At 60.0% G+C, this 25,063-nt stretch carries 25 protein-coding genes; 18 read left to right on the top strand and 7 right to left on the bottom strand.

Annotated features, from left to right (window positions below; translation table 11 throughout):
- Position 1: 1 nt before the first annotated feature.
- The 6 genes from AC4CWF_RS24505 to AC4CWF_RS24530 form a co-directional block, all read right to left on the bottom strand.
- Entirely contained in the window at positions 2-958 is a 957-nt protein-coding gene (locus AC4CWF_RS24505; RefSeq protein WP_491286347.1) for a TAXI family TRAP transporter solute-binding subunit, read from the bottom strand.
- Positions 959-1,072: 114 nt separating this feature from the next.
- Positions 1,073-2,254, bottom strand: a complete 1,182-nt coding sequence (locus tag AC4CWF_RS24510) for an ABC transporter substrate-binding protein (RefSeq protein WP_491286349.1) — start codon at positions 2,252-2,254, stop codon at positions 1,073-1,075.
- A 55-nt stretch (positions 2,255-2,309) separates the two neighbouring features.
- The gene (locus tag AC4CWF_RS24515; protein ID WP_491286351.1) at positions 2,310-3,032 is read right to left on the bottom strand and encodes an ABC transporter ATP-binding protein; all 723 of its coding nucleotides are present in this window, start codon (positions 3,030-3,032) and stop codon (positions 2,310-2,312) included.
- The gene (locus tag AC4CWF_RS24520) at positions 3,022-3,825 is read right to left on the bottom strand and encodes an ABC transporter ATP-binding protein (RefSeq protein WP_491286353.1); all 804 of its coding nucleotides are present in this window, start codon (positions 3,823-3,825) and stop codon (positions 3,022-3,024) included. The genes AC4CWF_RS24515 and AC4CWF_RS24520 overlap by 11 nt, the downstream gene beginning before the upstream one ends.
- Positions 3,822-4,751 (bottom strand): branched-chain amino acid ABC transporter permease, encoded by a 930-nt coding sequence (locus tag AC4CWF_RS24525; RefSeq protein ID WP_491286355.1) that lies wholly within the window; start codon positions 4,749-4,751, stop codon positions 3,822-3,824. The genes AC4CWF_RS24520 and AC4CWF_RS24525 overlap by 4 nt, the downstream gene beginning before the upstream one ends.
- Before the next feature lie 2 nt (positions 4,752-4,753).
- Positions 4,754-5,671, bottom strand: a complete 918-nt coding sequence (locus AC4CWF_RS24530) for a branched-chain amino acid ABC transporter permease (protein WP_491286357.1) — start codon at positions 5,669-5,671, stop codon at positions 4,754-4,756.
- Between the two features lie 400 nt (positions 5,672-6,071).
- Here AC4CWF_RS24530 and AC4CWF_RS24535 point away from each other — a divergent pair, with 400 nt between their 5' ends.
- From AC4CWF_RS24535 to AC4CWF_RS24565, 7 genes are read left to right on the top strand one after another with little or no spacing between them, the layout of a single operon-like run.
- A complete protein-coding gene (locus AC4CWF_RS24535) occupies positions 6,072-7,268 on the top strand; it encodes an FAD-dependent oxidoreductase (protein WP_491286359.1) in 1,197 nt (398 codons plus the stop codon).
- A gap of 37 nt (positions 7,269-7,305) precedes the next feature.
- Positions 7,306-8,052 carry a maleate cis-trans isomerase family protein gene (locus AC4CWF_RS24540; protein WP_491286361.1) on the top strand — a complete coding sequence of 249 codons (747 nt, stop codon included), beginning with the start codon at positions 7,306-7,308 and terminating at the stop codon, positions 8,050-8,052.
- 17 nt (positions 8,053-8,069) lie between these two features.
- Positions 8,070-8,984, top strand: coding sequence for a polysaccharide deacetylase family protein (locus AC4CWF_RS24545; RefSeq protein ID WP_491286363.1), 915 nt, complete (start codon positions 8,070-8,072; stop codon positions 8,982-8,984).
- Positions 8,981-9,700 carry a GntR family transcriptional regulator gene (locus tag AC4CWF_RS24550; protein WP_491286365.1) on the top strand — a complete coding sequence of 240 codons (720 nt, stop codon included), beginning with the start codon at positions 8,981-8,983 and terminating at the stop codon, positions 9,698-9,700. The genes AC4CWF_RS24545 and AC4CWF_RS24550 overlap by 4 nt, the downstream gene beginning before the upstream one ends.
- 29 nt (positions 9,701-9,729) lie before the next feature.
- On the top strand, positions 9,730-11,238 hold the full coding sequence (locus AC4CWF_RS24555; protein WP_491286367.1) for an aldehyde dehydrogenase: 1,509 nt from the start codon (positions 9,730-9,732) through the stop codon (positions 11,236-11,238).
- A gap of 5 nt (positions 11,239-11,243) precedes the next feature.
- Entirely contained in the window at positions 11,244-12,080 is an 837-nt protein-coding gene (locus AC4CWF_RS24560) for an SDR family NAD(P)-dependent oxidoreductase (RefSeq protein WP_491286369.1), read from the top strand.
- A 13-nt stretch (positions 12,081-12,093) separates the two neighbouring features.
- Entirely contained in the window at positions 12,094-12,972 is an 879-nt protein-coding gene (locus AC4CWF_RS24565) for an MBL fold metallo-hydrolase (RefSeq protein ID WP_491286371.1), read from the top strand.
- Positions 12,973-13,061: 89 nt separating this feature from the next.
- Here the strand turns inward: AC4CWF_RS24565 and AC4CWF_RS24570 are convergent, their stop codons facing one another.
- Positions 13,062-13,838, bottom strand: coding sequence for a GntR family transcriptional regulator (locus AC4CWF_RS24570; RefSeq protein WP_491286372.1), 777 nt, complete (start codon positions 13,836-13,838; stop codon positions 13,062-13,064).
- Positions 13,839-14,022: 184 nt separating this feature from the next.
- On the opposite strand from AC4CWF_RS24570, the gene AC4CWF_RS24575 reads away from it, so the two are divergent.
- The 11 genes from AC4CWF_RS24575 (at position 14,023) to AC4CWF_RS24625 (ending at position 25,063) form a co-directional block, all read left to right on the top strand.
- Positions 14,023-14,769: a maleate cis-trans isomerase family protein gene (locus tag AC4CWF_RS24575; protein ID WP_491286373.1), complete on the top strand. Its 747-nt coding sequence runs from the start codon at positions 14,023-14,025 to the stop codon at positions 14,767-14,769.
- A 38-nt stretch (positions 14,770-14,807) separates the two neighbouring features.
- Positions 14,808-15,668 carry an isocitrate lyase/PEP mutase family protein gene (locus AC4CWF_RS24580; RefSeq protein ID WP_491286375.1) on the top strand — a complete coding sequence of 287 codons (861 nt, stop codon included), beginning with the start codon at positions 14,808-14,810 and terminating at the stop codon, positions 15,666-15,668.
- 10 nt (positions 15,669-15,678) lie between these two features.
- Positions 15,679-16,320: an isochorismatase family protein gene (locus AC4CWF_RS24585; RefSeq protein ID WP_491286377.1), complete on the top strand. Its 642-nt coding sequence runs from the start codon at positions 15,679-15,681 to the stop codon at positions 16,318-16,320.
- Positions 16,320-17,072 carry an SDR family oxidoreductase gene (locus tag AC4CWF_RS24590; RefSeq protein ID WP_491286379.1) on the top strand — a complete coding sequence of 251 codons (753 nt, stop codon included), beginning with the start codon at positions 16,320-16,322 and terminating at the stop codon, positions 17,070-17,072. The genes AC4CWF_RS24585 and AC4CWF_RS24590 overlap by 1 nt, the downstream gene beginning before the upstream one ends.
- Positions 17,073-17,766: 694 nt before the next feature.
- Positions 17,767-18,756, top strand: a complete 990-nt coding sequence (locus AC4CWF_RS24595; RefSeq protein ID WP_491286381.1) for a LysR family transcriptional regulator — start codon at positions 17,767-17,769, stop codon at positions 18,754-18,756.
- A 249-nt stretch (positions 18,757-19,005) separates the two neighbouring features.
- Entirely contained in the window at positions 19,006-19,980 is a 975-nt protein-coding gene (locus tag AC4CWF_RS24600) for an ABC transporter substrate-binding protein (protein ID WP_491286383.1), read from the top strand.
- Positions 19,981-19,982: 2 nt separating this feature from the next.
- Positions 19,983-21,065 carry an ABC transporter ATP-binding protein gene (locus tag AC4CWF_RS24605; RefSeq protein WP_491286385.1) on the top strand — a complete coding sequence of 361 codons (1,083 nt, stop codon included), beginning with the start codon at positions 19,983-19,985 and terminating at the stop codon, positions 21,063-21,065.
- Positions 21,065-21,943, top strand: coding sequence for an ABC transporter permease (locus tag AC4CWF_RS24610; RefSeq protein ID WP_491286387.1), 879 nt, complete (start codon positions 21,065-21,067; stop codon positions 21,941-21,943). The genes AC4CWF_RS24605 and AC4CWF_RS24610 overlap by 1 nt, the downstream gene beginning before the upstream one ends.
- The gene (locus tag AC4CWF_RS24615) at positions 21,940-22,737 is read left to right on the top strand and encodes an ABC transporter permease (RefSeq protein WP_491286389.1); all 798 of its coding nucleotides are present in this window, start codon (positions 21,940-21,942) and stop codon (positions 22,735-22,737) included. The genes AC4CWF_RS24610 and AC4CWF_RS24615 overlap by 4 nt, the downstream gene beginning before the upstream one ends.
- Positions 22,734-24,248 (top strand): NAD(P)-binding domain-containing protein, encoded by a 1,515-nt coding sequence (locus AC4CWF_RS24620; RefSeq protein ID WP_491286391.1) that lies wholly within the window; start codon positions 22,734-22,736, stop codon positions 24,246-24,248. Before AC4CWF_RS24615 ends, AC4CWF_RS24620 begins: the two co-directional genes overlap by 4 nt.
- Positions 24,245-25,063, top strand: a complete 819-nt coding sequence (locus AC4CWF_RS24625; RefSeq protein WP_491286393.1) for a creatininase family protein — start codon at positions 24,245-24,247, stop codon at positions 25,061-25,063. The genes AC4CWF_RS24620 and AC4CWF_RS24625 overlap by 4 nt, the downstream gene beginning before the upstream one ends.

Raw genomic sequence — 25,063 nt, forward strand, 5'->3', positions numbered from 1 at the left:
CTCACTTGCCGGACCAGATGCCGACGCTCTTGTAGAACGCCACCGCACCCGGATGATAGTCGAGCTTGGTGACATGGGCGAGCTTGGCCGGATCGAACTCGCTCCAGATCGGACCGGATGCCTGCAGGCTCTCCTTGCCCTCGTAAAGCGCTTTGGCCACCTTGGCGACCGTCTCATTGGGAACGCTGGCGCTGGCAAACAGCGTATAATCATAGAAAAAGATGTTGGTGTCGGGCGTGATGCCGGGCGACGTGGCGAGCTGACTGCCCTTCTTCAACCCCGTCCCGGGAAGCTGCTTGTCGAGCACCGCTTCGTCGCCGGTCTTGTAGCTGAGGAAGGTGACGCCGCCCACCGAAGCCTCGATATCGAGAACGGACTGCGATCCGGCCGTTGCGATGGTCACATCGGTCTGGCCGTCCTTCAGCGCCTCGAACATGGCCGGGAAATTGGCGATCGGAACAGATGTCACATCGTCATAGGTGAGGCCCGCAGTCTGCAGCGATGCCCGAATGATGAAATCACCGAGCGAATTGACCGGAAAGCGCGGCACTTTCCTCCCCTTCAGATCCCCCATGGTCTTCATGCCCGACTTTTCGGTTGCCATCAGGCCTGCATTAAAAGGGATGAGAGACGCCACCATGCGCAGGTTCGGACTGGGCTGCCCTTCGGACATGCCAGTGCCTGAGATCGCATAGGCGGTCTGTGGAAAATTGGCGATGCCGAATTCCACGCGTCCGGCATCGACCAGAGGCAGATACTGCGATGTGTTGGCCATGACCTGCGGACGCACCATGACGCCCGCCCTCTCCGTGATGGTCTTGGCAAGCGCCGTGGCGATCTGCTCGGTTGCGCCGCCCTTGGTGGTCGCCAGTCCGACGGTCTCGGCCGCGGCCATCGTCAAGGGGACAAAAGACAGTGTCGCGGCAAGCGCAGTCGCCATCGTCAAGCGTTTCAACATTTCACATTCCCTCTGTTCTTCTTGGGGCTTGGTCTTGGCACATCACGGCCGGGGCGGATCGCCACGCTGAAGACGTCAGCGTGGCGCGCTGTCGGGGTCGGTTTCAAATGGAAATCACTTGCAGGGATCGGCCGGCGCCTCGTCAAACTTCGTCCACTGCCCGTTCTTGATCTCAATGACATAACCTGGAAGCTCGGCATCATGACCGGCAAAGCAGATGTTGTCGCCGAGGATGCCGGAGAAGCTCACGCCTTGCATGGCAGCGGTAATCTTCTCCCGTTCTTGCGTCAGCTTCGACGGATCTCCGGTAACGCCGGCCTTTTCCATCACCTGCTTCATCAGGAACAGCGTGTCATAGGTCTGCGCATCGGAATGGTGTGCGCCGAGCTTGTGGATGCCACGCTTTTCGGCTTCGGCAACGAACTTGTCGTTGAAGGCCTGCGATCTCGCATTAAAGCCCTTCCAGAAACCGGCGACGAGCAGCGTGCCGTCACCCTCCGGACCAAACAGTTCGAGAACATTGGGGTCGGCGAAGATCTGCGAGCCGATGATGCGGCCCTTGTAGCCCTGGCGCCGCAATTCCTTGATGACTTTGGAGGCGGATGGCGGCGTGCCGGCGATGGCGACAATATCCGGATTGGACTGCATGATCTGGGCCGCCTGAGCCGACATATCAAAGCTTTTGTACTGTACCGCGATCGGCGTGCCGTGCTTGATGCCTGCGGCATCGAGCAGCGTGGGATAGAGCTTCGTGCCAGCGGCATTCGAGACCACTTCGTCCGAGATATAGACGATCTCGGCCGTATCGGCCTTCACGCCCTTCGCCTTGATCGACTTCAGCAGACGGCCGAACTGTTTGCTTTCGTCTTCCGACAGGCGGTAGCTGTAGGTCTTGCCCTCGGTCAGGCCGGGCGTGGAGGCGGAGTTCGGCATCATCAACACCTTCAAGCGCTCGGCATCGTTGAGAGCGACAGAAAATTCGGCCGATGAGAAGGGTCCGAGAATGGCCAGCACGCCATCATCCTGTGCGAGCTTGCGCGCGCCAACGGAGGCCTGCTTGGGGTCGGAGGATGCCTCGAAGCGGATCAGCTCGACCTTCTTGCCATTGATGCCGCCTGCGGCATTGATTTCTTCGACGGCGATGTCGGCGGCGACCACGGCAGGCTCCGCGACGCTCTTCAGCACCCCGGCCGTGGTGACGATATTGCCGATCTTGATCGTGTCCTCCGCAAGCGCAGGAAGCGCCACCAGCGCGGCCAGAGCGACGGATGCGAGCAAACGGAACCTTGATGTCATTGCATTCTCCTTTGTTTTCGAGATGGCAGTCCGTCCGGTGACGGTCAGATCGGGATCAGCTTGCAGCGGCGTGGCCGCCGCCGAGATAGGCTTGGGTCAGGGCACTGTTGCCGGCGAGTGCCTGGGCTTCGTCCGAAAGCACAACCTGGCCGAGTTCCAGCACATAACCGCGCCGGGCGACATCGAGGGCCATGCCGGTGTTTTGCTCGACCAGAAGGATGCTGATGCCCGAGCGGTTGAGTTCGCCGATGAGATCGAAGAGATTTGTGACAAACAGCGGCGAAAGGCCAAGCGAGGGCTCGTCCAGCATGATTAACCGCGGCCGGCTGACCAGAGCACGACCGATCGCCAGCATCTGCTGCTCGCCGCCCGACAGCACGCTCGCCTTCATGTCGCGTCGTTCGGCAAGATTGGGGAAGCGGTCATAGACCTCATCAACATCGCGGGTCCAATCGCCGTCCTTGCGCAGATAGGCGCCCATCAGCAGATTGTCATGCACCGACATGCTCACGAAGATCTGCCGGCCCTCGGGAACAAGCGCCATGCCACGACGCACACGCTCGGCAGGTGTGGCCTGGGCAAGTTCATGGCCTGCAAGCCTGATGGAGCCAGATGCTGGCCTCACGGCCCCCTGCAGCGCCCGCAACAGTGAGGTTTTACCCGCGCCATTGGCCCCGAGCACGGTGACGATCTCGCCTTCCGCCACATGAAGATCAAGCGACTTGACCGCATGGTTGCGGCCGTAACGCACATCAAGACCGCGCACTTCAAGCAACATGGGAGGCTCCCGATTTTGCGGCCTTGGCATGATTGGGACCGAGATAGGCTTCAAGCACGAGCGGATCCTCCTGCACGTGCGCCGTCGATCCTTCGTAGATCTTCTTTCCGAAGTTCAGCACCACGGCAGTGTCACAGAGTTCGCGCACCAGCCCCATATCGTGCTCGACCACCAGCAGCGTGACCCCCGAACGGCTGATACCCTTCAGGAATTCCGTCAGGCTCTGGGTTTCTGCGCCGTTAAGACCGGCGGCCGGTTCGTCCAGTAGGAGCAGCTTGGGCCTGGCCGCCAGCGCCCGCACCACCTCGATCTTCTTCCTGACGCCATAAGGCAGCGTGGCGACCACTTCACCCGGATAGGTGTCGAGCCCCATTTCCTCCAGCAGCGCTTCAGCCTCGGCGCGCCAGCGCGAGCGGCCGAACAGGGAAAGCGGCTTCAGCATGTCGAAGACCGAATTGGCATGCACCTGTTGGCCAAGCATGACATTTTCGACAACCGAGAGATGCGGCATCAGCCGAATGTTCTGAAAGCTGCGGGCAATGCCGAGGCCGATGCGCTTGCGCGAGGGATAATCCAGAATGGAGTGACCCTCGAGCTCGATCTTGCCCGCTGTTGGTTCGTAAAAGCCCGAGATCAGATTGAAGATCGTCGTCTTGCCGGCGCCGTTTGGCCCGATCAACGCCATACGGGCGCCGCGGGGAACGTCGAAGCTGACATCCGAGGTGACGGTGAGGCCGCCGAACTTTTTCCACACCCCTGACAGACTGAGAAGGACGTCCGATGAGCCGCTCATACCGCGACCTCCCGCAGGACGCGCCGGCGTGGTGTAAAGGGACTGCGGAGCCTGTCGACCAGTGTTCGGGTGATCAGGCCCTCCGGTCGGAATATCATCATCAGCACAGTCAGAAGGCCAAGGATCACGAAACGCCAGCTCTCGTCGGGAGGAGAGACATTGCCGCCGGCCCCGAAGGCCAGGACGATCCAGCTCTTGAATTCGGGCAGGATCGAGCGAAGCACTTCCGGCAGCAAGGTGAAGAACACCGCACCGAACAACGGCCCGAGCGCGGTCTGGGTACCGCCCAAAAGCACGTAGAGGAGGACATAGATCGACAGGGTCGCGTTGAAGCTCTGGCTTTCCACGAAGCTGTAGCTGTGCGCATAAAGCGCGCCGGCGAGACCGGCCAGGGCCGCGCCGATGGCAAAGGCTGCCACCCGAACGCCGCGAACGCTGACACCGAGGAGATCGGTGACCACCTCATCGTCATGGGCAGCGCGCATGGCAAGCCCGAAGCGCGTTGCCATCAGATAAAAGCAGAACAGGGTGACCAGGACGGCCGCCCCCATCGGCACCGGATAATCGACATAATCCGGCACGGACAGCCCCATGGCACCTCCGAGCGCCTCGGTATTGAGGATGCCCCCCCCGATCACTTCCGCAAGTGCGAAAGTGGCAAGCACGAGATAGACCCCCTTCGTGCGCAGCAAAGGCAGTGCGATGGCCATGCCGACTGCGCCGCCGACCAGGATCGACAGAGGCAATGTCAACCAAACGGTCAGGCCGTAATTTGCGGAAAAATAGGCGGCGGTGTAGGCACCGAGCGCCTGGAAACCGGCACCACCGAGATTGAGCTGGCCAGTTGCGACAGGCAGAAAGATCGCATAGGCCATGATGACATTGATCGCGAGGATCGTGAGAATACCGGTCCAATAGCCGCTCATGGTCAGAGCTTTCCTTTGCCAATCGAGTGATGGCCAAGCAGGCCCTGGGGGCGGACGAAGAGGGCCGCGAGCAGCAGGCCCCACACGACGACCTGGACGGTGTCGGCGCCAAAAAAATGAACGGTCAGCATCTCCGCGATGCCGATGATCAGGCCGCCTAAAACGGCGCCCCAGATCGAGCCAAGTCCGCCGATCACCATGCCGGCTATGGCCTTGGACCCGATTTCCTCACCCATGCCGGGAGAGACCTCACCGTAATTGATGGCAAAGAGAATGCCGGCAAGCCCGCAGAGCAGGCCGGTCAGCATGAAGATGACCGGAACGAGCCGCTTGGAATCGACGCCGAGGATATTGGCGGCATCCGGATTTTCGGCAATCGCGCGCAATCCGCGACCGATGCGGCTGTGTTTCAGCACCCAGGTCAGTCCGGCAACGATTGCGAGAGCGACCGCAAGGCTGATCAGTTGCGGCGCGCGCAGAAGCAGGCCGTCGAGGTTGATGGTCGTATCCCAGCTGATCGCGTCCATGCGCTGGGGATCGGTGCCGTAACCAATGCGGATCAGGTTTTCGATGATGAGAAGAAAACCGAGCGAGCTTACCAGCGGAATGGCATGCTCCGTCGCATCGCCGTACTTCGCCTTCATATAACGAAAGGTGAAGCGTTCAACGACGAGCGATGCGGCAATTGTCATGACAACTGCACCGCCGAGCGCCAGCGGCCAGGGAAAGGGCCCCGTCAGGCCGAAGGGCAGCCCCCATTTGGCAAGCGCCCAGGCGCCCATGCCCGATAGCATGAAGAGTGTGGGGATGGTGAAGTTGAGAAAGTTCAACACGCCAATGGTCAGCGTGAAGGCGACCGCTACCGTCACGTAAACGCTGCCCAGCATGATCCCGTTCAGCAATTGCTGAATTAACAACATGAGCTTGTCTCTCGTTATTTGTATACAAACAGGGCAGGATAAAAGTGCAAACGCACAGAAAAACGGCATACTGACATGCCGTGAGCCGCCCTGCCCGGGCCTAGTCAACCTAAGAGAAAAGCGGAATTCTTCCCGTCAAATTTATCGTCAAGATCATCGTTCCCGTCTTCGGACGCCTTGTGGCGCCTCATTTTATGGGCGGAACGCCATTTCGCGCCCGCCTTCTTCATCGCCCGACCGCCTCACATGCACCGCATGCTCAACAATCAGCCGCCTCTAAAAATCTCGACATTTTCAAAATTGCCTCTTTAAATGTCGTGACATGTTGTACACAATGAGTTAGCACTTGACCCATGTCAAGGGAAACATTGACGGAGAAATAATGATAATGAGGGTGAACATGGATCGTGTTCTGATCGTCGGGGCCGGGCCTGTCGGGCTGGTTGCTGCCTGCTGCCTGTCTCAGGCGGGCATACCCGTGACCATCGTGGAAACCAGCCCGGACCTGCCCAAGGACCTCAGGGCTTCGACATTCCATCCGCCGACGCTCGACATGCTCGATCGCTTTGATATCAGCAGAAAACTCGTCGAACGCGGGCTTGTCTGCCCGACATGGCAGTTTCGTGACCGAAAAGAAGGGGTCGTCGCGACCTTCGATCTCGGCATTCTGGCCGGCGAGACCAATCATCCCTATCGCCTTCAATGCGAACAGTGGAAGCTCTCCGAAGAGTTGCGGGCACTCATCGCGGCGGATAGCCAGATCGACCTGATCTATGGTGCCAAGGCCGTAGAGGTCGCGCAGGATGATGCCGGGATAACGCTGACAATCGAGCATATCGCGGATGGTTCGCGCGACCAATTGTCCGGACAATACCTGATTGCCTGCGATGGCGCCCATAGTGCCATCCGCAAGTCGCTCGGCATTTCCTTCGACGGGCTGACGATACCGGAGATCTTCCTGTCGATGTCAACGTCGTTTCGCTTTGACGAGGCAATCGAGGATCTGGCGCCGATCGCCTACCTCACCGATCCCAGCGAATGGGCGGTGCTGCTGCGCACGCCGTCGCTCTGGCGCGTGCTGCTGCCGACCGACCCGAATCAGACGGAAGAGCAGATCAAGGATCCGGCCGAGATGGAACGACGCCTGCAGGCACTTTGCCCAAAGTCTGGCGCCTACGATATCGTCCACGCAACCGCCTACCGCGTGCACCAGCGCGTCGCGGCGAGCTATGTCGCTGGTCGGGTATTCCTGGCAGGCGATTCCGCCCATCTCAACAATCCCCTTGGCGGCATGGGCATGAATGGCGGCATTCATGATGCCGTGAACCTGTGCGACAAGCTGGTCGAGGTCTGGCATGGCAAGGCGCCGCTTGACATCACGCAGCGCTACAATCGCCAGCGCCGCAAGGTGGCGATCGAAACCGTCCAGGAACAATCGTTGCGCAATCGCAAGATGATGGCGGAAAACGATCCCGTGGCACGCGCGGCCTATCACGACGAATTGCGCCAGATCGCCGCCGATCCCTCCAAACACAAAAACTACCTCATGCGGTCTTCGATGATCCAGTCGCTCCGCGACCTGGAAGACGTCGCCTGACCCCCGAACAAAGATTTCAACACAGGATTTTTCAGACATGGTGGACAGCCTCGGATACCGCAAAAAATTCGGCGTCATCGCGCCTTCGACCAATACGTCCGTGCAGCCGGAATTCGACCGCATGAGCCCCGTCGGCGTGACCAACCACTTTTCGCGCATCACGATCCCGGACGATCCGGTTCATAGCGACGACGATTTCCTCAAGCTCATCGACAATATCCGCGCAGCGATCATGCAGTCGATCGATTCCGTGATGACCTGCAGCCCCGATCACCTGGTGATGGGAATGTCGGCAGAAACGTTCTGGGACGGACTTGATGGTTCGGTAGAACTCCAGAAGCGCGTCGAGGAACGCGCTGGCGTGAAGGTCACGATGGGCTCCGATGCCTGCCAGGCGGCATTGGCCAAATACGGCGACATCAAGCGTATCGGCGTCGTCACACCGTATATGCCGGTCGGCGACAAGCAGGTGATCAAGTTCTTCTCCGATTGCGGTTATGAGGTCGTGCATCTCAAGGGCCTGCGCTGCCCAAGCCCGATGCAGATCGCTCACGTCAGCGAGCAGGAACTGCGTGACAGCATCAACGAGGTCAATGATTCCAGCGTCGAGGCGATCGTCCAGGTCGGCACCAACCTTGCCATGGCGCGTGTCGCCAGCATCGCCGAATTCTGGCTCGACAAGCCCGTGATCGCCATCAACACGGCGACCTACTGGTATGCACTGCGCCAGAATGGCATCGAAGACAAGGTGCAGGGCTTCGGCTCTCTCCTGTCGCAGCACTGAGACGGGCGGAGCAATCGATGCATTACGATTTCGTTCCGATCAACGAACGCAAGCCGCTCCGGTGGCCGAACGGCAAGCGTCTCGCCATCATCCTCACGACCAATTTCGAATATTGGGACCCGGTGCGCGACACGCCAAAACCCTATTACCCCGGCGGCCCCAGCATTGTCGGGGGAGATCTTCCCGGAAATGTCTATGACAACGCCAATTATACCTGGCGCGAATACGGCCAGCGCGTCGGCGTCTGGCGCATGTTCGATATCTTTGACGCAGAGGGCGTGCCATCGAGCTGCACCATCAATGCCAAGATGGCACTGGAGCGGCCACAGGTGGTGCGCGCGGCGCTCGACCGCGGCTGGGAAATCGTTGCCCATAACTATGTGCAGTCCGAACTGCTCACCGACAACATGTTCGATGAGGACAAGGAGCGCGAGGTGATCCGCGCCACCCTGAATGTTTATGAGGAATTCTGCGGGTTCAAGGCCAAGGGTTGGCTCTCCAGTTCGCTGCGTTCAACGCTCAACACCATCGACATCCTTGCAGAGGAAGGACTGATCTATATCTGCGACCTCTTGAATGACGACCAGCCCTATATGGTCGAGACCCGCAGCGGCAAGCCCATGGTCTCCGTGTCCTACACGTCTGAGGTCAATGACTTCAGCTTCCTGCGCCAGGGGCTCGGTGCGGAAGGCGGGCTGCAGATGTTCAAGGAGCAGTTCGACTGGCTTTATGCCGAAAGCGAGACGACAGGCAAATTCATGAACATCGGTCTGCATCCGCACGTCATCGGTCAGCCATACCGGATACGCGCATTGCGGGATTTCATCCGCTACGCCAAGCAATTTGACGATGTATGGTTTACCACCCGCGAGGAAATCGCAACCTGGTACAGGCAAAACCATGCCAACCATATCGAGGTGAAGACACGATGAACAAAGCTGAGGAAGATGATCTGTCCGGGGGCTCCGAGGGTATCGAGATTGAAGATACCGATCTGCAGCGGCCGGTTGAAAAGGCCTATCAGGGCATTCGCCAAGCGATCCTGCGCGGCGAGCTGAAGCCTGGCGATCATCTTCCCGAGGAAATGCTGGCGACCATGACCGGCACCAGCCGCACCCCGGTGCGCGAGGCGCTGCGGCGGCTCGCCGCCGAGGGTTTGGCCACGGTCAGCAACCGCCATCGTTTCGTTACCCATTTCTCTCCGGAAGAAGTGTCGATCATCTTCGACATTCGCGCGCAGCACGAAGCCTATGCCGCCTCGATCGCGGCACAGAAGATCACGCCGGCCGAACTTGTCCGGCTGCAACACCTGATCGACGCGATGGCCGAGATCGAGACGGATACGAGCAGTGCGGTGGCGGAACGTTTCCTGTCGCTCAATACGGATTTCCACGGCCTCATCATCGATGCAACCCGCTCGGCGCAGCTGAAGCGGCTGACGGCACCGGCGGCAGCGTTGCCGCTGATCCTCGTCAAACAGTTCGTGATGGAGCAGCGGGTCGATGTGGTTCGCTCCAACCGGCAGCATCGCGACATCCATGCCGCACTGAGTGCCCGCAACAGCGAGTGGGCGGCAGCCGCCATGTCCGGCCACATTCTCTCCACCAAGCCGAGGCCGCGCGATCCAAACCGCGGCCCGCATCGATAAAAACGCGATCAACGCTTGAGGAACAGCCAGTGCATCAAAAACGCGACGAATTGAGCCGCAGCCCCCTGCCCATCAGCGGCTATGTCGCCGGGCGCTTCAGCGGTCCATCCGCCACGGAAGAAATCGCCGTGATCGACCCCACCACCGAACAGCGTGTTGCCACACTTTACGAATCGTCCGCTGACGAAGTGGATCGCGCCGTATCTGCGGCGCGCGGCGCTTTCGACAAGGGGCCATGGGGGCGCTCGAGCGTGGCCGAGCGTCAGGCTGCATTGCTGGCAATCCATGATGCGATCCTCGCCCATGCCGACGAACTGGCAGCACTCGAGACCATCAACACCGGCATCCCGCTCAGCCAGACCCGCAACGTCCATGTGCCGCGCGCGGCCTATAATTTCCGTTTCTTCGCCGAATATATCAACCAGGCCGGCGGCGATGTGTTCACCCAGGAGCCCGGCCTGATGAGCATCGTCACCTATGAGCCGATCGGCGTCTGTGCGCTGATCGGTCCCTGGAACATGCCGCTCGGGCTGACCGCCATGAAGATCGCCGGCGCGCTTGCCTTCGGCAATGCCTGCGTGGTGAAGCCCTCGGAACTGACACCGCTTACTGTCACGCGGCTGGTGGAGATCATCGAGGGCATCCTGCCGGACGGGGTGATCAACCTCGTTAACGGCCGCGGCCAGGTCACCGGCACCGCACTGGTCTCGCATCCCGGCATCGACATGGTCTCGTTTACCGGCGGCACCGTGACGGGTGCTGCGATCCTCACCGCGCTCGCCAAGGGCATCAAGGGCTCGGCGATGGAACTCGGTGGCAAATCGGCCAATATCGTCTTTGCGGATGCCGATTTCGATCAGGCGCTCGACGGGGCGATGATGAGTTCCTTCATGAACAACGGCCAGATGTGCCTGGCCGGCAGCCGCATCTTCGTCGAGCGTCGCATCGCAGACCGCTTCATAGACGGCTTTACGCAGCGCACACGGGCGCTGAAAATCGGCGATCCCCTCGTGCAGGGCACCGAGATAGGGCCGATGATCAACCATGCGCAACGCGAGCGCATGGCGCGCTACGCCGAGACCGGCAAGGTCGAAGGCGCCACCTTGCTCTGCGGCGGCCATCGCGACAGCAATGTCAATGCCGGCTATTTCTTCGAGCCGACCGCGATGCTGGCACCTTCGAATGACATTGCCATCTGCCGCGAGGAAATCTTCGGCCCGTTTGCCGCAATCCAGATCTTCGATGACGAGGAAGAGGTGGTCGCCAAGGCGAATGAAAGTGATTTCGGACTTGTCGGTTATGTCTGGACCCAGGATCTGGAACGCGCCATGCGCACGGCCTCGGCGCTGCGCACCGGTACTGTGCTCGTCAACACGCCGATCGTGCGGGATCTTCGCACCGGTTTCGGCGGCTACAAACAATCGGGTCTCGGCCGCGAGGGCGCCAAGGGCTCGCAGGCGATGTTTACCGAGATGAAGACCACCATCATCGCCCGCGCGCCGCGCGCGATGCCGCGGATGGGCATGGGCGGGGAATGATGGCGATGGGCAAGACCTACCCTTCCCTTTCCGGCCGCCCGGTCATCGTCACCGGCGGTTCGCGCGGCCTCGGCCGCGAAATGGCACTGGCACTGGCGGCGGCCGGGGCCTCGGTCGCAGTCATTGGTTCGCGCGCGGGGTCTGCGCTGGACGACACCGTCGCCGAAGCAAACCGCAGGGGTCCCGGCAGGGCTTTCGCCCTTGTCGCGGATGTTGCGAATTATGCCCAGTGCGAGGCGGCCGTCGCATCAGCAATCGCCGCCTTCGGCCGCGTCGACGTCTTGATCAACAATGCAGGGCTTGGCATGCGCCGCGTGTCGGAGACCTTCAACACGCAGCCGACACGTTTCTGGGAAACGGAACCGGAGGCCTGGCGCGAGATCATTGACACCAACCTCAACGGCGCCTTCAACATGGCGCGGGCCGCAGTGCCCCAGATGGTGGCGAGAAGCTTCGGCAAGGTCATCAACATCTCCACCAGCGACCAGACCATGGTGAGGCGGGGCTACGCGCCCTATGGTCCGAGCAAGGCGGCGCTGGAAGCGGCTTCACGCATCTGGGCGCAGGATCTCGCCGGCACCGGGGTCGACGTCAATGTCTATCTGCCCGGCGGCGCGGCCGACACGGATCTGTTGCCGCCAAGCCCGGACAAAAAGGGGGCGGACGGCAATCTCCTGCCGGCGTCGATCATGCGCCGGATGATCGGGTGGCTCTCGGCCGACGAGTCGAACGGCATCAGCGGCGCCCGTTTCATAGCCCGACTTTTCGATGAGCAGATCGACCCCACCCAGGCGGCGCTCAAGGCGCAGTCCACACCGATCGAAAAACCGGCGATTATGTAGGAACGGCGCGCTCATGTTCACTTTCGGCTCCGCACGCATAACGACGATCAGCGATCTTGATCCCTTCGCGCTGCCGGTTGACCTGCTCTTTCCCGGGAAAAGCGTGGAAACGCTTCGCCCGCAGGAGGCGCAGCTTGCGCCACATCATGTGGATTTCGACAACGGCTCGATCCTGCTTGGCGTGCAGAGCCATCTTTTGCAGGTCGGCGGCCTCAATGTGCTGATCGATACCTGCGTCGGTGAACACAAACCGCGCCCTCGCCGCGCCGATTGGCACGAGCGCGCGGCAACCGGTTATCTCGAAAACCTGGCGCGCGCAGGTCTGCGGCCGGAGGATATCGATATTGTGCTATGCACCCATCTGCATGCCGATCACATGGGGTGGAATACGCAGCTGATCGACGGCCGCTGGGTGCCGACTTTTCCCAAAGCACGTTATCTGATCGGTCGTGCCGAGTTCGCCCAATGGCGCGCCGAAGAGGAACAGGCGCCGGGCCAGCACAATCACGGCTCCTTCGTCGACAGTGTCATGCCGGTGGTCGAGGACGGCCGCGCGGAGTTTGTCGATGAAGGGTTTTCTCTCGCTGCAGGCCTCGATCTGGTGGCCCTGCCCGGACATAGCCGCGGCCAACTCGGGCTCTGCCTCTGCCAGCAGGAGCGCCGGGCGATCTTCTGTGCCGATGCCATCCACACGCCGGTGCAGGTGTATCATCCGGACTGGGCGAGCCGCTTCTGCAGCGATCCCGAACGGGCGATTGCCACGCGTCGGGCGCTGCTCGAACAGGCGGTTGCGCGCCAAGACCTGCTCATTCCGGCCCATCTCCGGCATTTCGCAGCCATGCAGGTCAGGCGGGATGGGCATGGCAACTACCACCCGGTCTTTGTTCCATGACGACAACGCTGGCTAGATGCGCGGGAGCGCCTGGTTTAGCGCGGCAACCAGCGCGATGGGTCGCCCTGATACGCCAGGCATCAAGGAGTTCACTCGCTGCCCGCTTCCTTGGCACGATGGATGCGCATCCGATAGGCCATCTGCTCGGCAGGGTGCCAGTTGAACGAGGCGATCAGCACACCGCTTTGGGTGACATAACGGCGCAGCAACTGCAGAGACCACGATCCCGGCTTCAGTCCCAGCTGGCGGATGAATTCGCCAGGCATGGGCATGGCCCGGATTTCCTGAACGGCCTCTTCGATCGGACCGTCGGAATAACGTTCGAGCAGCGCAAAGAACGGGCCCTGGTGGTCGTGAAACTGCGCCACGACATGTTCGAACCGCTTCGGCACATAGCTTTGAATATAACAGATCGGCTTGCCACCCGGCTCGGTCCAGCGCACGCCGTTGATCAAGATCCATTCCTCGCCGGCCTTTCCGCCGACCAATTCCGCAAGCTCTGCGTCCAGCGTCACGGTCTTGATGTCCATGACGACATAGTAGGTTTCGACGGCGACCTGGAAGAGTTCCTCAAGGGAACCGAAGGACTGGTAAAAGGTGGTGCGCGACGCGTCAGAGATCACGCGCGTGCCGATACCCTGGCGTCGCTCGACATAACCGCGCTCGCGAAGATAACGCAGCGCTTCACGAATCGTGGTGCGGCTGCTGTTGAATTCGACGGCCAGTTCCAGTTCAGGCGGCATCAGACTGCCTACGGGATAGGTGCCGCTGACAAGCCTGTCTTCCAGGATCTTCTGGATCTGCGCATAGCGCGGCAAGCCGTCGGTCGGGCGGTCCAGAGCGAGATCATCCTCTTTTGTTGTCATGCGTCACTTTCAGTTGGCGCAGCTCGGCGTTTTACGCGTTCAATCGCCCTTCCTCTACAACAATTCTCGCCGGGGTAACACCGGTCGCGAAGCAACGCGGTGGGGAAGATCGAAATCAGCGCCTTTGGATGTATGGACAAATCTCAGTAAATATATTCAAACATACCTACCTTTTGGAGATTGCATGTCAGAACGCCATAGATCCGTCTACTCAAGCCGCGCCAAGCTTGGTCTGATCACACCGCCGACAAACACGGTGAACGAGGCCGAATGGCAGCGGATGATGCCAGCGGGCGTCACCTTCCATACCCATCGCATGCCGCTGCACGCCGACACCGTCAGCGCAGAAGGCAAGGCCGGTTTGATGCGCGACCTTGAAGCCGTTTTCGCAATGCTGAAACAGGCGCGCGTTGATGCAATCGCCTATGCCTGCACGGCGGGCTCGATGATCAATCCGGTCGATAGCCTGCCGGATGGCCTCAGCCGCACCACCGGGGTCAAGGCCGTCACCACCTCAGCTGCGATCATCCGCGCACTGAAGACGCTTGGCGTGACGCGCCTCTCGGTCGCAACGCCTTATCACGACAAGCTCAACCATCACGAAACGGAATTCCTCGTCGAAAACGGTTTCGAGGTGGCGAGGCTGATCGGGCTTGGTATCGGAGAGAGCGGACCTGCAGACTATGTCCGCATCGCCGAGACACCGCTCGAGGCGATCGAAGCCCATGTCAACAGGTGTTTTGTGCCCGGCAGCCACGCCATTCTCATCACTTGCACGGATTTCCCCACCCTGCCGCTGATTGCAGCGCTTGAGGAACGCCATGGCGTGCCGGTCGTCACATCCAATCAGGCAACCTTCTGGGCCATGCTGCGCGCCTGCGGCATCAAGGACCGCTTCGACACCTATGGCAGGCTGCTGGCCCAGCATTAACGACATCAACGAAAAACGAAAACATAGGAAGGAATACCATGGCGGATCCCCGTCTCAGGCAGGCCATTGAGGCCAAGGACTTCATTCTCGCCCCCGGCGTCTTCGATCTGATTTCGGCGCTGATTGCCGATCGCCAGGACTTCAAGGCGCTCTACGTGACAGGCTACGGCACGGTCGCTTCCTATCTTGGCCTGCCCGATGCCGGTCTTGCCACCTATCGCGACATGATCGAGCGGATTGGCCAGATCGTGAAGATGACCAGCACCCCGGTGATCGCCGATGCCGATACCGGTTATGGCGGCCTGCTCAACGTGCGCCATACCGTGCGCGGTTATGAAGACGCTGGCGTGACGGCAATCCAGATCGAGGACCAGGAATTTCCCAAGAAATGCGGCCACACGCCAAACCGCCGGGTGATTCCGCTGGAGGATATGGTCCGCAAGGTCAAGGTCGCGAGCGACGCGCGTTCAAGCCGTGATTTCCTCATCATCGCCCGCACCGATTCCCGCACCGGCCTTGGCCTCGACGAGGCTATCCGCCGTGGCGATGCCTATCGGGAAGCTGGCGCCGATGTCGTTTTCGTGGAATCGCCGGAAAGCGAGGCGGAAATGAAGACGGTTGCCGAGCGCATTCAGGCGCCACTGTTTGCCAATATGGTCAATGGCGGGCGCACCCCGCTTCTGTCGGCGGCGCGACTGAAGGAACTCGGCTATGCCATTGCCATCCACCCGGCACTCGGTTTCCTCAGCGTCGGCGCCGCTCTCGACAAGGCTTTCAAGGATCTCAAGGCCAACGGCATCACCTCGCCGGATATCGACCTTTATTCCTTCTCAGAATTCAACAAACTGCTTGGCTTTGAGGATGTCTGGGAATTCGAACGCCGCTTTGCAGAAATCTGAGGGACTGACGATGACCGAGGATCTCGATGACAACTACAAAATCGCCTATGCCAACCGGGTCGGTTTTGGAAAGCGTCCAGCGCTTGTCCTGATCGACTTCGCAGACGCCTATTTTGATCCCGACTGCGTGCTTTATGCCGGTGTGGACGCGGCACTGGCCTCGGCGTTGCGGATCCGCGACGTGGCGCATGAAATGGGCATTCCGGTGATCCTGACCGAGGTCACCTATCAGAAGGGGGGCCTCAACGGCGGGCGCTTTTTTGAAAAGGCAAAGCCCCTCGCCTCCTTCGTAAAGGGCGAGAAAACCGCGGCTTTCGCCAAGGGCCTGGTTGCGCGCGAGGATGAGATCATCGTCTCGAAACAATATCCCTCAGCATTCTTCGGCACCTCGCTTGCCTCGACGCTCACGGCAATGGGGATCGACAATGTCGTGCTGACGGGCCTCACCACCAGCGGCTGTGTACGGGCATCCTGCGTCGATTCCATGTCGCATGGCTTCATCACCAGCGTGGTGCGCGAGGCCTGCGGGGATCGGCATCCGGCACCACACGAGGCGAACCTCTTCGATATGAACGCGAAATACGCCGATGTCGTCTCCGAAGAGGAGATCGTTGCCTTCTTCCGGTCGCTTGATGCGGGAAAGGTTGCCTGATGGTCGACACTGAAAAGCGTCGCCGCATCGCCATATTGGGCGGTGCCGGTGGCATCGGCCGCGCGCTCGTCGCCCATCTGAAGGCCAGAGGCGACGACGTCATCGTGCTTGATCTTGCGGGTTCGCTGGACCGGCACCCACAGACAGGCGGGGTGAAATCAATCCCGATCGACGTCCGCGACGAGAAAGCGGTCGGCTCTGCATTTTTAGAGCTGGCTGGCCTGTGGCGTGAAATGGATGGTTTCGTCAATCTTGCAGGCTACAACAGCAAACTGCAGCCTCTTGCAGAAACCGACGCAGACTATTTCGACGAAATCACGCATGGCAATCTGCGCGGTGTCTTTCTTGCCGCAAAGGCAGTCTTGCCGCTGATGGCAAAAGGCGGGGCGGTGGTCCATGTCGCCTCGGGCCTGGCTTCGAATATCCGACCGGGCTACGGCGCCTATTCGGCCTCCAAGGCCGGCGTGATCGCGCTGACCAAGACTTTTGCCGTGGAAAACGCACCGCGCATCCGCTTTAATGTCGTGGCACCCGGTCTCGTCGATACGGCCTTCCTGCGCGGCGGCACGGGACGTTCCGATGAGGACGAGGCGTCCATCGTGCCGCTGGAGGCCTATCGCGCCATGACGCCGATGAAGCGGCTGGCGCTGCCGGAGGATATCGTCGGCCCGATCGATTTCCTGCTGTCGCCTGCGAGCGGTTTCATGACCGGACAGGTACTCTGGGTAAACGGCGGCGGCTTCATGCCGTGACACGGTGTGGTGCGCGCGCCAGTTAAAATGATGCGCCCGACTAGGTCGATTATCGGATGGGGAATGTGATGTGCGAATGGCGTTCCGTGACTGCGACGGGCACACCCTCATGACGATGATCGCCGATGTCTTAATCCAGCGCCAGAGATTGCAGACTGCAAAGCCGCAGAAAGAAGTGGCGCGTTTACCGTGGGCCGCCTGAACCGGCCTTGCCGGCCCCGCACAGGGCGCTCGCCAACGCACTTCCTTTTCATTTGGGGACGTCACTCAACGCCAATTCGATGCAGGACTTGGTTGCGGGGGGCCCACAACCGACGAATCCGGTCACTGATTGAAAAGCCTCTCCCGAAACAAGCGGCCTGGCCTGTGTGGCGACCAAAGTTGTCGAGGACGACGATGTCGTTGGGCGACAAAGTCTTGACCCGTTTCTATTCCCCATAGGTCAGCAAAGCGGTGGCATGGATCGGACCGTTGAGAGCCCATGGAGCATCGAAAAGATCGCACCTGAGTGCTGCGATAAAGGGCACTGTCCGCCAATGGCCATGGAGAGCAGAGCCCATCAGCCGCCTGACAGCTGGCTTTAGACGGTCTCGACTGCAATGATCATGCATAACGGTATAACTGCCACTCAGCTGGCATGAAATATGCGTCTTCTCAAGCTTGTTGCATCGTTCAACAAGGGGAAAGCTCGATCATGACGCGACAGGCGAATGGGATGATGGATGTGCGTCTGATGCGCACGCTCCTGACCTTGCTGACGGAATGCAGCGTTTCGAAAACCGCCGACATTCTGGGGCAGGCCCAACCAACGGTCAGCCTGACGCTGAAACGACTGCGGGAACTGCTGGACGATCCGCTTCTGGTGAGGTCCGGAGGGGCGCTGGTGCCAACGGAGCGAGGTCTTGCCCTGAAAGAGACGTTGCGCGACATTCTCGGTCAGATCGACGCCCATCTTGCGCCCCATGCCACCTTTGTCCCGGCGACCGCAAAGCGAAACTTCCGTATCGTCGCCGACAATTGCCTCGGAGCTGTTTTTCTGCCGCAACTCGTCGGAAAAATTGCACAAGGAGCGCCCAGTGTCGGCGTCGATGCGTCGCACATGCCGAGCTACGAGGACCTGATCAGCCAACTGTCGGATGGATCCATCGATGCTGTCATCGGCAATTGGCCGCATCCGCCCGAATATCTGCGGATGTCGCCGTTGTTGACGACAGACATCGTCTGCGTGGTTCGCTCAGATCACCGGTTGGCCAGTCATGATGGGCCGATCACGATGGACGCATTCCTGAAGGAAAAGCATCTTTCTCCGACATCCGACAAGCGCGCGCAACTGAGCCCGATTGACGGGCGATTAATAGAGCTTGGGCTCAAACGCAGTATCGCCGTGTCCGTGCCTGAATACGCCATCACACCTTACGTTCTGACGCAATCGGATCTCGTCTTCACCACCGGTCGAATATTTGCCGAGCAGATTGCCCAGTCATTTCCGCTCGAGATTCTGGAAGCCCCACGCGAGCTTGGTCAGATGCAGTTTTACATGCTCTGGCACGAATGCAAGCACCAGTCTCCTGACCACATCTGGCTGCGGCAAATGATCAAGTCAGTGGCCGCCGCAATACGCGTTTATGATCAGAAACCGGCAACGATCGAACGTTTTGTTCCCCAGGCGCCGGTCTACAATTGAGCGACGCTTCAGGCCGCCTGAAGCCGTCAATCCGCACAAAACTGACAAAGCGCAATATAGTCTATTGGAGTTCCGTTATAGGCATCCTCGCCCAAACATACCACACTGCTGGCTGTTCAATCCCAACCAGATGAGGGCATGATGGCAGGTTCAGGATTTAGCCGACGTGACGTGCTTGCAGGAATGGCCGCTGGCACGGCGGCAGGGATATTCGGTTCGTCAAGCAGCGCCAGGGCTGCGGTTGCCGAGATGGTTTGGGCAACCTGGGATTCGAACGGGCATCCGGAATATGTCGCTGCCTTCGAAGCGCAGACGGGCGTCAAGGTGAAGCTCTCCTATCTCTCCAGCGAAGATGCACAGTTCGCAGCACTGAAAACCGGCACGGCGTCTGACTGGGACATGATCAACCCGTCGCTGAACGGAAGCTGGCGCTACATCAAGTCAGGGCTGCTCGAACAACTCGATATGAGCAAGATCCCCAACGCCGCCAAGATGTACGATGTTTTCAAGACAACCCCCAAGGTTCTCGATGCATCAGGCAAGCAGTTCGCGGTCCCCTATCTCTGGGGCCTCAATCCCATCGTCTACCGCAAGGACAAGTTCGAGAGCGAGCCCGACTACACGACGTTGTTCAACGCAAAATATAAGGGCCAGCTTGCCATGCGCGACTATGCGCTGGAGTCTGTTGCCATTGCGGGTCTGGTTGCCGGGGTGCCGCGTGACAAGGTGTTCGTCATGGAGACCAAGGAACTGGCGGAGGCCAAAAAGCTATTGATTGCGCAAAAGCCGCTGTTGCGCACCTATTGGCAGACGATCGGCGACCTCACCAACCTGTTTGCGACCGGCGAGGTCTCCTGTGCCTTTTCATGGCGGGTTCCGTTCGACGTCCTGAAAGACAAGCTGCCGATGGGCATGGCAAAACCGAAGGCCGGCATCATGGGGTGGTGCGACTGCTTTGCCATGCCGGCCACTTTGTCTGCTGAGAAAAGCGAGATCGGCTACAAATTCATCAATTATCTGCTGGGCCCGGAATACGCGACACAGGTTGCCAAGATCGGCAATTATGCGACGACGTCCCCGATCATCCGCGACACGCTGTCAAAGGAAGAGCAGGAAGCGATCTTCGTCGACGACATGGATGTGATGAAGTCGTTCATGTGGCCCGTCGCACCGGAAAATTACTCCGAGTGGCTGAAGATCTGGAATGAAGTCAAGGCAAGCTGATCATGGTGAATACGCCTGACAGGGCGCCAGATGTCTCTGGATCGGGATTGTTGCTTTCCGCTCGCGGGCTGACCAAAAACTATGGTGGGCAGCGCGTGGTCGATGGCATCGATCTCGACATTCCGGAAAGGGCCTTCACGACATTTCTCGGCCCTTCCGGATGCGGCAAGACGACGATTTTGCGCATGATAGCCGGCTTCGAAACACCAAACGCGGGTTCGATCGTGCTGGACGGACGGTCGCTTTCCGGTGTTCCGCCGGAGCGGCGTCCCGTCAACACCGTGTTTCAGAGCTACGCACTGTTTCCACATCTCACCGTATTCGGAAATGTTGCGTTCTCCCTGACCCTGCGCCGCCAAAGCAATGTCGATGTGGCAGCGCGGGTCAGAAGAGCCCTGGATGCCGTGCATATGGCGGAATTCGGCGATCGTTATCCACACCAACTCTCAGGCGGCCAGCAGCAGCGGGTCGCGGTCGCCCGCGCCATCATTGCCGAGCCGCATCTGCTTCTGCTGGACGAGCCTCTGTCCGCGTTGGACAAGAAGATGCGCGGGCACCTGCAGATCGAGCTGAAGGACTTGCAGCGACGCCTCGGCATCGCCTTCGTCTACGTCACGCACGATCAGGAAGAGGCCTTTGCACTCTCGGATATCGTCGTCGTCATGAACAAGGGGCGCATCGTGCAAAAGGCTGCGCCGCTGACGATCTATGCGCGTCCGGCCACCGCCTTCGTTGCCGATTTCATTGGCGCAGCAACGCTCATTCCCGGCGACATCATCGATGGCGGAGCCGCCGGCCTGGCTTCGATAGAAACGGCCATCGGTATCGTGCAATGTCCTGCGGTTGAGGGCCTATCCAAAGGCGACAAGGCAGTGCTTGCCATTCGGCCAGAACATGTGCGCACAGGTGCCCACGGTCTCAAGGCGACAATCCGGCATGTGGTGTTCAAAGGCGACCGCTACCTCGTCGAGGCCGAGGTCAACGGTGTCATCTTGCGGTTCATGTCGGATAATCCTCTGACATCTGGAGAGACTGTCGGGCTTGTCATCGATCAGGACCGCGCATTCATCACAAGGATAGACTGATGGCTCCGGCTTTTCACCGGGGGCAACTTGCTATCCCCGTCGCGTGCATTCTGATGCTGGGATGTATTTTTCCGCTTGCCCTGCTTGCGGTCTTCAGCGTTTTCGAGGTGGATCTCGATGCGTTCACGCTCGTCCCGGCCTTTTCCGGGCAGAACTGGGTGCAGATGTTCGCCAACCCGGTTTTCGCTTTTTTGATCGGCAAGGCGGTCGTTTCCGGCGCGGGTACGGCGGTGTTGGCAGCAATCATCGGATACCCGATCGCCGTCTCCATGACGCGCCTTCCCCTTCTGTGGAAGGGTGTCGGCAGTATCGTTCTTCTCACACCGCTCTATACCGGTGAGATTGTCCGGATTTACGCCTGGCGGGTTGTTCTGGGCTCCGAAGGCCTGGTCAACGCCACTCTGAAATGGCTGGGAGCAATTTCGGAGCCATTGAAATTCCTGCTGTTTTCACCGTTCACCACGCATCTCGTGCTTCTCTACAACAATCTGCCCTTTATGGTGCTGGCCATCTGGATCTCTGCGGAACTGATCGACAAACGTTTGATCGAAGCCGCGCGTGATCTCGGCGCTCGCCCGATAGATGCGTTCTTCAAGATCATTTTGCCTTTGACCACGCCTGGTCTGGCCGTCGGCGTTTTTACGGTCTTTGCGCTTGCCGCCGGCGACATGATGACGCCAAGCCTTTTGGGCGGGACGTCGGGCGCGACCCCGATGGCCATGATCGACAACCTGTTCGGCACCGCCTTCGATTGGCCGCTGGCCTCGGCACTCTCGCTCAGCCTGCTTGTCGTTCTGCTCGTCTTTGCCACCGGGTTCGTGGGCGTCCTACTTCGGTTTGATGGTGCGCGGGCCGTCTTTCGGCGGGGGGCGCGATGAGCCGTCTGGTCATCCTCACGCTCGGTCTGGCGGGCTGTTTCTTCTATCTGCCGATCGTCGTTCTCGGGATCTTTTCCTTCAACGCCGCAAGTACGATGGCCTTCCCGTTGAGCGGTTTTACCCTCTCCTGGTACGCCGACCTTTTCGGCAACAAAGCGTTTCTGAGCGGCTTCATCACCAGTTTTCTGATCGCTCAGCCCGTCGGCGTGCTCGGCGCGCTGATCGGACTGATGGCGGCATTGGCCGTGACATCGCCGCGCCTGAAGTTTCGTGTCGCATTTGCCGTTCTGATCCTCGTTCCCTTTCTGGTGCCGAAGACGGTGCTTTCCATTGCGCAGGCCATGCTGATGAACTGGGTGGGACTGGGGCGTGGGGCAACGGCGCTGATCCTGGCGCAGACTTTGGTCGCCGTGCCGTTCACCACCACAATCATCGCGGCCGTCATGATACGGCTCGATCCGCGGCTTGAGGAAGCGGCACGGGACCTCGGCGCAACCCCATGGCAGAGTTTCCGGCGCGTTCTGCTGCCACAGCTGAGCACGGCGCTCAGTGCTGCCTATTCCATCGGGGTCATCCTGTCGCTGGCCGATCTGACCGTCTCGATGTTCCTCGCCGGTCGCACGCAGCCGCTGTCGCTCATCGTCGCATCTGAATTCCGGCGCGAGCTGAAGCCAGACCTGAATGCCATGCAGGTTGCCGTTCTCGTCTTGACGGCCCTCATCGTGGCACTGACCGAATTCAATCGCCGACGCCGCCTGCGCGGACGGTTGGCCCATGGACGAGATGACCGATGATGATTGCCCCACTGGAAGCACCGCGCATGACGCTAAACGACCTGAAGCAGGAGGCACTTGGCGATCTTGCAGCGCTTGGCTACCCCAGCGCACCCTGGCTGAGCGTTCTGCAGAGACCCGACGCGGCTGAGATTGCCGATGTCATCATTGTCGGTGGTGGTCAGTCCGGCGTGACGATTGCTGCGGCCTTGAAATGGGACGGGCTGGGCCATATCCGCGTGCTCGATCGTGGTGCAGCGGGTGAAGAAGGGCCATGGCTGACATTCGCCCGCATGGAGGAGTTGCGCACCCCGAAGACAACGGTCGGCAGCGAGTTCAATATCGTCAACCTCTCCGTTCGCCGTTGGTACGAAACCCGCTACGGGCGCCAGGCGTGGGCAGACCTGTCTCGCATTCCGCGCACGGACTGGAAGGCCTATCTCGACTGGTATGCCGATGTGTTCGACATCGCAATCACCAATCATTGCGAGGTGCTGGATGTCGCCCCGGAAGGCGGCCTGATCGCCGTTACCATGATGATTGGCGGCAAAATCGAAAAAACCTTGGCGCGAACCGTCGTGTTGGCTACGGGATATGATGGCGCTGGCGCATGGCGTGTCCCGCCACTGGTTTCCGCAGCCCTTGCACCGGAAAAATTCGATCACACGAATGGTCCGGTCGATTTCGGCGCGTTGAAGGGATTGCGCGTCGGCATGCTCGGCCACGGCGCCTCTGCGTTCGACAATGCGATCAAGGCGCTGGAAGCCGGTGCTGCCTCCGTCGATCTCTGCTTCCGGCGTGCGCGCCTGCCGCGCACCAATCCCCATCGTGCCATCGAAACGCCCGGCATGATGACGCATTATCCCGACCTCTCCGACACCACGCGCTGGGATATCGCCCGGTTCTTCCGAAGTGCCGACCAGCCGCCGCCAGTGCGCAGTTTCGAGACCGCGATGCGCTTTGAAAAGTTCAGGCTCCGCCCCGCAACGCCATGGCTGGACGTCTCGCAAAAGGCCGATGCGATCCATGTCACCACACCGGACGGCATTCTGGAATTCGATCACCTGCTTCTTGCGACGGGCATGGATGTCGATCTCGCCGTCAGGCCTGAACTGAAGACCATAGCCGACAAAATCGCGCTTTGGGGCGAGCGTTACACGCCGCTGGATGGAACTGCGGATGCCCGCCTTGCACGGTATCCTTATCTCGATGGATTCTACGGTTTCATCCCCAAACATCCGGATGAGACATGGGTCAGCCGGGTGTTTGCTTTCAACAGCAGCAGTTTCGTCAGTCATGGTCCGCACTCCACCTCGATTAGCGGGCACAAGCATGCCGTTCCACGGCTCGTGCGTGGTGTCCTGCGCCGGCTTCTGCTCGATCGGGAAGCGGATATCGTGCCGGAACTTGAATCCTACATGTCACCGGATCTGCCTATTCCGGATGATTTCGAGAGCGCGATCGCCGAGGCCAACAGGCAATCGGAAAGCACGCCCGAGACAGACATGCCGGCCGTCAGGAGCGGCACATGACACACTCTTTCTACTGGGCCGATTATTCGACCGCCGAATTTGCATCCCGTGACCTGAGCGAGACTGTCGTGATCCTGCCGATTGCGGCAGTCGAGCAGCACGGCCCCCATCTCCCCGTACAGGTCGATGCCGCCATCAACGCTGCCATCATCGAGCGAATGGTGCCGTTGCTGGAGGCAAACGCTGACGTCCTCATCCTGCCGGCATTCGGTGTCGGTAAATCGGATGAGCACCTCGCCTTTCCGGGGACACTCACCATCTCGGCGCAAACTCTTCGCCTCGTCTGGCTCGACATCGCCAGAAGCGTCAAGCGCGCTGGTGTGCGAAAGATGATCCTGTTCAATTCACATGGCGGGCAGATCTCCCTCATGGAGATGACGTGCCGCGATATTCGCGTCGAACTCGACATGTTGGCCGTTGCGTGTTCCTGGTTCAGGATTGCACCTGTCGACGATCTGTTTTCTGCGACGGAAATCACCCAAGGTATTCACGGCGGCGATATCGAAACCAGCATGATGCTGGCCATTGCACCTGAACTGGTCGCCATGGACAAGGCCGAGGATTTCGTGCCGCTGACCGTCGAGATCGAAAATTCCGGTAGCCCGTTGACGGCGGAAGGTGCGGTCGGTTTCGGCTGGCAGGCGCAGGATCTTCATCCCTCAGGCGTCAGCGGCAATGCCGCCAATGCCGATGCCACCAAAGGCGCCCTGGTTCTGGATCGGGCAGCAACCGGGTTGCTGCGCCTGATTGAGGCAACGCGCAATTTCGACATGACGAGGTTCACCTCTGAAACCCGCTTTTCGGTCACGAGGTAA

It is taken from the genome of Neorhizobium sp. PAMB6630 (assembly GCF_058242775.1).

Excerpts from the sequence above, each read along its gene's own strand:
- AC4CWF_RS24550 (WP_491286365.1), top strand. The coding sequence starts at position 8,981 with ATGAACAAAGCTGAGGAAGATGATCTGTCCGGGGGCTCCGAGGGTATC.
- AC4CWF_RS24520 (WP_491286353.1), bottom strand. The coding sequence starts at position 3,825 with ATGAGCGGCTCATCGGACGTCCTTCTCAGTCTGTCAGGGGTGTGGAAA.
- AC4CWF_RS24535 (WP_491286359.1), top strand. The coding sequence starts at position 6,072 with ATGGATCGTGTTCTGATCGTCGGGGCCGGGCCTGTCGGGCTGGTTGCT.
- AC4CWF_RS24545 (WP_491286363.1), top strand. The coding sequence starts at position 8,070 with ATGCATTACGATTTCGTTCCGATCAACGAACGCAAGCCGCTCCGGTGG.
- AC4CWF_RS24620 (WP_491286391.1), top strand. The coding sequence starts at position 22,734 with ATGATGATTGCCCCACTGGAAGCACCGCGCATGACGCTAAACGACCTG.
- AC4CWF_RS24565 (WP_491286371.1), top strand. The coding sequence starts at position 12,094 with ATGTTCACTTTCGGCTCCGCACGCATAACGACGATCAGCGATCTTGAT.
- AC4CWF_RS24585 (WP_491286377.1), top strand. The coding sequence starts at position 15,679 with ATGACCGAGGATCTCGATGACAACTACAAAATCGCCTATGCCAACCGG.
- AC4CWF_RS24580 (WP_491286375.1), top strand. The coding sequence starts at position 14,808 with ATGGCGGATCCCCGTCTCAGGCAGGCCATTGAGGCCAAGGACTTCATT.
- AC4CWF_RS24575 (WP_491286373.1), top strand. The coding sequence starts at position 14,023 with ATGTCAGAACGCCATAGATCCGTCTACTCAAGCCGCGCCAAGCTTGGT.
- AC4CWF_RS24570 (WP_491286372.1), bottom strand. The coding sequence starts at position 13,838 with ATGACAACAAAAGAGGATGATCTCGCTCTGGACCGCCCGACCGACGGC.
- AC4CWF_RS24590 (WP_491286379.1), top strand. The coding sequence starts at position 16,320 with ATGGTCGACACTGAAAAGCGTCGCCGCATCGCCATATTGGGCGGTGCC.
- AC4CWF_RS24505 (WP_491286347.1), bottom strand. The coding sequence starts at position 958 with ATGTTGAAACGCTTGACGATGGCGACTGCGCTTGCCGCGACACTGTCT.
- AC4CWF_RS24540 (WP_491286361.1), top strand. The coding sequence starts at position 7,306 with ATGGTGGACAGCCTCGGATACCGCAAAAAATTCGGCGTCATCGCGCCT.
- AC4CWF_RS24600 (WP_491286383.1), top strand. The coding sequence starts at position 19,006 with ATGGTTTGGGCAACCTGGGATTCGAACGGGCATCCGGAATATGTCGCT.
- AC4CWF_RS24515 (WP_491286351.1), bottom strand. The coding sequence starts at position 3,032 with ATGTTGCTTGAAGTGCGCGGTCTTGATGTGCGTTACGGCCGCAACCAT.
- AC4CWF_RS24625 (WP_491286393.1), top strand. The coding sequence starts at position 24,245 with ATGACACACTCTTTCTACTGGGCCGATTATTCGACCGCCGAATTTGCA.
- AC4CWF_RS24615 (WP_491286389.1), top strand. The coding sequence starts at position 21,940 with ATGAGCCGTCTGGTCATCCTCACGCTCGGTCTGGCGGGCTGTTTCTTC.
- AC4CWF_RS24560 (WP_491286369.1), top strand. The coding sequence starts at position 11,244 with ATGGGCAAGACCTACCCTTCCCTTTCCGGCCGCCCGGTCATCGTCACC.
- AC4CWF_RS24595 (WP_491286381.1), top strand. The coding sequence starts at position 17,767 with ATGACGCGACAGGCGAATGGGATGATGGATGTGCGTCTGATGCGCACG.
- AC4CWF_RS24610 (WP_491286387.1), top strand. The coding sequence starts at position 21,065 with ATGGCTCCGGCTTTTCACCGGGGGCAACTTGCTATCCCCGTCGCGTGC.
- AC4CWF_RS24605 (WP_491286385.1), top strand. The coding sequence starts at position 19,983 with ATGGTGAATACGCCTGACAGGGCGCCAGATGTCTCTGGATCGGGATTG.
- AC4CWF_RS24510 (WP_491286349.1), bottom strand. The coding sequence starts at position 2,254 with ATGACATCAAGGTTCCGTTTGCTCGCATCCGTCGCTCTGGCCGCGCTG.
- AC4CWF_RS24530 (WP_491286357.1), bottom strand. The coding sequence starts at position 5,671 with ATGTTGTTAATTCAGCAATTGCTGAACGGGATCATGCTGGGCAGCGTT.
- AC4CWF_RS24525 (WP_491286355.1), bottom strand. The coding sequence starts at position 4,751 with ATGAGCGGCTATTGGACCGGTATTCTCACGATCCTCGCGATCAATGTC.